Below are 6,744 nucleotides of genomic sequence, written 5' to 3'. Positions count from 1 at the left end.
GCTCGGGGGAGGGCGGTGGTGCGGAGGGCAGCGTGCGCATTGCCACCTGCTCGCCGAACGCGATCAGCACCTGCGGGTCGTAGGCATGGAACCAGGTGATGCCGCCGAAGCGCCGGCGCACCAGCAGGCGCGGTGCGATCACGCGCTCGAGCATGCGGATGTGCACCAGCTTGAGCTGCGCCACGTCCTGCGCGCTCACGCGCTTGTTCCACAGCCAGGTCTGCGTCAGCACGTCGCCTTCGAGGCGGGTGCGGCTGTAGACGATCCAGTAGCCGACCCAGATCACGCACAGGCCCGCCACGCCGAAGACGAACAGGCTGGTGGCCGACCAGCTCGTGGTGCGCAGCGACGGCAGGCTCCACAGCGCGAAGGCGAAGAGATCGACCACCAGCACCACTGCCAGCGTGCGCAGCAGCGGCGGGAAGGCGGCGCTTTCGAGCGGGCCGCCTTCGGTCGTCGCGGGTTGGTCGTTCGGGGCGTCGCCGGGGCGGGCGTCGCTCACGGCTTGGAAGCTTCGCCCGCCGCCGGGGCCGCCGGCGCCGGCGTTTCCTCGGGCGTCTTCTGGTTGCCGAACGGGTCTTCCATGTTCACGCCGTTGTCGGTGGCGGGCGGTGCGTTCGGGTCGACCGGCATGTCGAGGTTGACCTTCTCGATGTCGACGACCTTTTCCTTCTCGAGGAACACGGTCACCGTCTGCGGGAAGAAGATCACGATGGCCACCAGCAGCAGTTGCATCACGACCCAGGGCACGGCGCCCAGGTAGATGTCGCGCGACTCCACCTTCTTGGGCAGCGCCCCGTTCTTGAACAGGGTGTCGGCGATGCCCCGTAAATAGAACAGCGCGAAGCCGAAGGGCGGGTGCATGAACGAGGTCTGCATGTTCACGCACAGCAGCACGCCGAACCACACCATGTCGATGCCCAGCTTGTGGGCCACGGGGCCCAGCAGCGGCAGGATGATGAAGGCGATCTCGAAGAAGTCGAGGAAGAACGCCAGGAAGAACACGAAGATGTTGACCGCGATCAGGAAGCCGATCTGGCCGCCCGGCAGGCCCGAGAGCATGTGCTCGATCCACTTGGCACCGTCCACGCCCTGGAACACCAGCGAGAACACGCGCGAGCCGATCAGGATGAACACCACCATCGCCGTGAGGCGCATGGTGCCTTCCATCGCGTCCTTCATCAGCGCCCAGTTCAGGCGCCGGTGAATGAGCGCCAGCACCAGCGCGCCCACCGCGCCCATGGCGCCGGCCTCGGTCGGCGTGGCGATGGCCTTGTCCATGAAGGGCAGGCCGCCCATCGAGCCGAGCACCGCGAAGATCAGGATGGCCGAGGGGATGATGCCGCGCAGGCATTTGCCCCACAGCGCCCAGCCGTGCAGCGTGCGCGCCGTGGCGGGCAGGCCCGGCACGTAGTGCGGACGGATGCGCGAGACCAGGAAGGTGTAGATCGCGAAGATCACCACCTGCAGGATCGACGGGCCCCAGGCACCCTTGTACATCTGGCCGACGTCGGTGCCGAGCTGGTCGGCCATGACGATCAGCACCAGCGAGGGCGGCACCAGCTGCGTGATGGTTCCCGAGGCGGCGAGCACGCCGGTCGAGTAGCGCATGTTGTAGCCGTAGCGCATCATGACCGGCAGCGAGATCATCGCCATCGCGATCACCTGGCCGGCCACCGTGCCGGTGATGGCGCCGAGGATGAAGCCCACGATGATCACCGAGTAGCCCAGGCCGCCGCGGATCGGGCCGAAGAGCTGGCCCATCGAGTCGAGCATGTCCTCGGCGAGCCCGCATTTTTCTAACACCGCTCCCATGAGCGTGAAGAACGGAATGGCCAGCAGCGTCTCGTTCGACAGGATGCCGAACACGTTGAGCGGCAGGTTGGCCATGAAGCCGGCCGGGAACCAGCCCATCTCGATGGCGAAGAAGCCGCAGATCAGGCCGAGGGCCGAGAGCGAAAACGCGACCGGAAACCCGATCAGCATGATCACCACGAGCCCCGCGAACATGATCGGGGCGAAATTTTCCATGTGCATGATGTCTACTTGTCCTGCGGTGCGGGCGGTGTCGGGGCGGTCTGGCGAAGCGCGACGAACGCCATCACTGCACCGGCTTCTCGTAGTGCGTGTTCATCTCGATCAGTCCGCGCAGGTAGGCGATGCGCTTGATGATCTCGGCGACACCTTGCAGGAACATCGTGCAGAAACCCACGGGCATCAGCAGCGCGGCGGGCCAGCGGATCAGCCCGCCGATGTTGCCCGACATCTCGCCCGACACCCAGGTGTTCCAGAAGAACGGCCAGGTGAGGTAGGTCAGCAGGCCCATCACCGGCAGCAGGAAGAAGGTCAGGCCGAACAGGTCGACATACACCGGTCCGTGGCCCTTGAGCTTGCCGTAGATGATGTCCACGCGCACGTGCTCGTTGAAGCGAAGCACCACCGGCGCACCGAGCATCACGGTGGCGGCGAACAGATACCACTGGATCTCGAGGAAGGCGTTGTTGCTGAAGTCGAAGCCGTACCGGACGAAGGCGTTGGCGGCCGAGATGAGCGACGCGGCCAGAACGGCATAGCCGGCAAATTTGCCGAGTTTTTCGCTGACCCAGTCCATGACGGCCGCGAATTTGAGGAATACAGACAAGGGGTGTCTCCCGCGAAGCCCAAGGTGAAGCGCCGGCCCCTGGTGGGGGCTGCGCGCAAAGCCCGCAATGGTATCTCGGTGAACCTTAGTATTGCCTTGACGCAAACTCGGGTTTACCCGGAATCCGCGTCGCCAGAGGGCCTGTCGGGCGGTCGCCATAATGGCCCATGTCTTCGAGCCCGCCGCCTTGGACGCCCTTCGGTGCGGCGAGCCCGCCCCTGTCGATCGACTCGCCCGACATGCGCCGCGCCGGCCGCGACCTGCTCTCGCTGGCCCTCATCGACGCCCGCAACCACACGCTGCACCTGCTGTCCCTGTTCGAGCAGGCGCTGGGCGAAGCCATGCGCGTGCCGCCGCAGCCGGGCGTGGTGCCGCCGGTCTGGCTGGCGGGCCACATCGGCTGGTTCGCCGAATGGTGGATCGGGCGCAACACTCAGCGCGCCTTCGGCATCGACTGCCCCGTGCGCCCCACGCGGCTGGCCGCCATCGACCCCGACGCCGACGACTGGTGGAACCCGGCCCAGGGCGCGGCCGATCGCTGCTGGTCGCCCGACCTGCCCGGCCTGGGCCAGACCAAGGCCTACCTGCTCGAAACCCTCGAAAGCACGCTCGAGCTGCTCGAGAACGCCGCCGAGACCGATGCCGGCCTGTACTTCTATCGGCTGGCGCTGTTCCATGAAGACCTGCGCGGCGAACAGCTCGTGGTGCTGGCGCAGACGCTGGGCCTGCCGCTGAACATCGAGCAGCCGCCCACCGCCGTCACGCGCGAGCCGCTGCTGCTGCCGGCCACGCGCTGGGAGCTCGGCCTGCCCGAGCAGAGCGGCTTCCTGTTTGCGCAAGAGGGCGCAGCGCACCGCGTCGACGTGCCCGAGTTCGAGATCGACGCCCAGCCCGTCACCTGGGACCAGTACATCGAGTTCGTCGACGACGGCGGCTACGACCGCGAGGAGCTGTGGCACAGCGACGGCTGGCGCTGGCTCGCCGCACAGACCGAAGGCCGGCGTGGGCCACGCCATGTGGAGCAGATCGGCGTGTCGCGCAACGGCACCGGCGGCTCGGTGCTGCAACAGCGCTTCGGCGTCACCGTGCGCGCGGCCGGGCACCACAGCGCCGTGCACCTGAGCTGGTGGGAGGCCGACGCCTGGGCGCGCTGGGCCGGCCGGCGCATCGCGACCGAGGTCGAATGGGAAATCGCCGCCCACACGGCCGCGCGGCGCGGCTTTCGCTGGGCCGATGTGCACGAGTGGACCGCAGGCACGCTGCAACCCTGGCCGGGCTTCCGGGCCGATCCCTGGAGCGCCGGTGGCGAGTTCGATCCGGTGGCCGCCTTCGGCCGCGCGCGCGTGCTGCGCGGCGCCTCGTTCGCGACCCGTGCGCGCCTGCGCTCGCCGCGTCGCCGTGGCTTTGCGCTGCCCGATGCCGACGACGGCTTCTTCGGCTTCCGCACCTGCGCGCTGTAGCCGCCTTCAGGGCCGCTCGCCGCCGGCTTCCGACGACAGCGGCGGCGCCACTTCCTCCAGCGGCTTGCGTTCCGCATCGGCCGCGTAGCGCAACGCCAGCAGTCCCGCGACGATGACCAGCACGGCGCCGATCAGATAGCCCACCATCACCGCACCGCGGCTGCCGGTCTCGATCAGCATCCCGAACAGCACCGGCGCCGCGAAGCCGCCCGCGCCCATGCCGATGGCATAGAAGATCGCGATGGCCATGGCGCGCATCTCCAGCGGGAACACCTCGCTCACCGTCAGGTAGGCCGAGCTGGCCGCGGCCGACGCAAGAAAGAAAACTGCCGACCAGCACAGCGCCTGGCTGCGCGCGTCGAGCCAGCCCTGCATGAAGGCCCAGCCCGTGAGCGCCAGCCCCACGCCGGCCAGCACATAGGTCAGCGCGATCATCTTGCGGCGGCCCACGCTGTCGAACAGCGGGCCCAGCAGCAGCGGCCCGAGCACGTTGCCCAGCGCAAACGGAAAGATGTACAGCGCCACGCGGCCCTCGGCCACGCCGTAGAAGCGTGTGAGCACCAGCGCGTAGGTAAAAAAGATCGCGTTGTAGAAAAAGGCCTGCGACACCATCAGCGCCGTCGCCACCACGCTGCGCGCCGGGTAGCGTCGCAGCAGCACGCGCGCCACCTCGCGCATCGGCGGGCTGTTGGGGCGCGCGGCCGTGTACATCACGTGGCCGCGCGCGGCGGGCAGCGGGCCGTGCTGCATTTCGACTTCGCGCTCAATGTCCGCGACGATGCGCTCGGCCTCATCCGCGCGTCCGTGCGCGATGAGCCAGCGCGGGCTCTCGGGCACGTGCCGACGCACCAGCAGGATCGCCACCGCCAGCACCGCGCCCAGCGCAAAGCCCGCGCGCCAGCCCCACACGGGGCCGATCACGCGCGCATCGAGCAGCACGAGGCTCAGCGCCGCACCGAGCGCCGCACCGATCCAGAAGCTGCCGTTGATCGCGAGGTTGACGCGCCCGCGCACGCGCGCCGGAATGAGTTCGTCGATGGCCGAATTGATGGCCGCGTACTCGCCGCCGATGCCCAGCCCGGTGACGAAGCGGCACAGCGCAAAGAAGGCAAAGTTGGGCGAGAAGGCCGTGGCCAGCGTGCCCAGCGTGTAGACCACCAGCGTGAGCAGGAAGAGCTTCTTGCGCCCCAGCCGGTCGGTGAGCCGGCCGAACACCAGTGCGCCGATCACCGCGCCCGCGATGTAGATCGAACCCGACCAGCCGATTTCTGCCGCCGTGAGCCCGAGCGTGTCGGGCCGCTCCAGCACCGCGCCGATGGAGCCCACCAGCGTGACCTCGAGGCCGTCGAGGATCCAGGCCACGCCCAGCGCGATCACCACGCGCCAGTGCCAGCGCGACCACGGCAGGCGGTCCAGGCGGGCAGGGATGTCGCTGCGCAGAACCGTCATGCGGGGCATTATGCGAAGCGCATCATCCCCCGCGTTGTAGGACCGGCGCTGCAATGCGCCGGTCTGCTCAGAGCTTCTTCAGGCCGCGACGGCCGCCGTCACCTGCCGGATGCCCATGGCTTTCAGCGTGTCGGCAATGGCCGCCACCGCGCCCGGGATGCCCGCGTCGCCGAAGTGCCCCATGCAGCCCACGCGGAAGGTCTCGACCTGCGTCAGCTTGCCGGGGTAGAGGATGTAGCCGCGCTTCTTCACCTCCTGGTAGAAGGTCTTGAAGTCGTAGTTGGCATCGTCCGGCGCATGGAAGGTGACGATGATCGGCGCCTGGATGGCCGGGTCGAGAAAGGGCCGGAAGCCCAGCGTGGCGAGGCCGTCGACCAGCGCCTTGCAGTTGCGCGTGTAGCGCCCGCCGCGCGCGGGCAGGCCGCCTTCCTCGATGTACTGCGCGATGGCGGTGTCGAGCGCGGCGACCACGTGCGTGGGCGGCGTGAAGCGCCACTGCGTGGTCTTCTCCATGTAGACCCACTGGTCGTACAGGTCCATGCTCAGCGAGTGGCAGTTGCCTTCGCACTTTTCGAGCGTGCTGCGCTTGATGACCACGAAGCCCATGCCCGGCACGCCTTCGAGGCACTTGCCCGAGGCGGCGACCACGGCGTCGAAGGGCGTCTTGCGCGCGTCGATCTCCAGGGCGCCGAAGGAGCTCATCGCATCGATGATCAGGCCGCGCCCGTGCTTGGCGACCACCAGCGCGATCTCGTGCAGCGGGTTGAGCACGCCGGCGCCGGTTTCGCAGTGCACCACGGCGACGTGCGTGATGCTCGGGTCGGCCGCGAGCGCGCGGTCGACGTCGGCGGGCGAGACCTGTTTCTCTTCGGTGTAGTCGATGGTGGTGAGCTTGCGGCCGAGCACCTTGCAGATCTTGGCCAGGCGCTGGCAGTAGGCGCCGTTGCTCGGCACCAGCACATGGCCGTTGCGCGGCACGATCGTGCCGATGGCCGCTTCGACCGAGAAGGTGCCGCTGCCTTGCAACGGAACGCATTCGTGCGTGCCCGTGCCGTGCACGATGTTCAGCACCTCCTTGCGGATGCGCGCCGTGATCTGGTTGAAGTCGGCGTCCCATGAGCCCCAGTCGCGCAGCATCGCTTGGCGGGTGCGGTCCGAGGTGGTCAGGGGGCCGGGCGTGAGCAGGATGGGGTG

General features: G+C 68.4%; 6 protein-coding genes. 1 reads left to right on the top strand and 5 read right to left on the bottom strand.

Going from position 1 to position 6,744, the window contains the following annotated elements:
• The 3 genes from AC3WQR_RS31320 to AC3WQR_RS31310 all read right to left on the bottom strand — a co-directional run.
• A partial coding sequence (locus AC3WQR_RS31320; protein WP_492745927.1) for a hypothetical protein occupies positions 1-502 on the bottom strand: 502 nt, incomplete at its 3' end.
• The gene (locus AC3WQR_RS31315; protein WP_070061822.1) at positions 499-2,037 is read right to left on the bottom strand and encodes a TRAP transporter large permease; all 1,539 of its coding nucleotides are present in this window, start codon (positions 2,035-2,037) and stop codon (positions 499-501) included. The genes AC3WQR_RS31320 and AC3WQR_RS31315, both read right to left, overlap by 4 nt.
• A 64-nt stretch (positions 2,038-2,101) precedes the next feature.
• Positions 2,102-2,641: a TRAP transporter small permease subunit gene (locus AC3WQR_RS31310; protein WP_070061823.1), complete on the bottom strand. Its 540-nt coding sequence runs from the start codon at positions 2,639-2,641 to the stop codon at positions 2,102-2,104.
• Between the two features lie 167 nt (positions 2,642-2,808).
• Between AC3WQR_RS31310 and AC3WQR_RS31305 the strand changes: the two genes are divergently transcribed.
• Positions 2,809-4,101 (top strand): SUMF1/EgtB/PvdO family nonheme iron enzyme, encoded by a 1,293-nt coding sequence (locus AC3WQR_RS31305; protein WP_492745925.1) that lies wholly within the window; start codon positions 2,809-2,811, stop codon positions 4,099-4,101.
• 6 nt (positions 4,102-4,107) lie between these two features.
• Here the strand turns inward: AC3WQR_RS31305 and AC3WQR_RS31300 are convergent, their stop codons facing one another.
• Together AC3WQR_RS31300 and AC3WQR_RS31295 are read right to left on the bottom strand one after the other, a co-directional pair.
• Complete coding sequence (locus tag AC3WQR_RS31300; RefSeq protein ID WP_492745923.1) at positions 4,108-5,550, bottom strand: MFS transporter; 1,443 nt, start codon at positions 5,548-5,550, stop codon at positions 4,108-4,110.
• A 78-nt stretch (positions 5,551-5,628) separates the two neighbouring features.
• Positions 5,629-6,744 (bottom strand): 2-aminoethylphosphonate--pyruvate transaminase (locus AC3WQR_RS31295; RefSeq protein ID WP_492745921.1); only part of this gene is annotated, 1,116 nt, incomplete at its 5' end.

It is taken from the genome of Variovorax sp. FW305-3-2-15-B-LB1 (assembly GCF_058787635.1).
The sequence above is the reverse complement of the archived record's forward strand: the minus strand, read 5'-3'. Positions and strand labels throughout refer to the sequence as shown.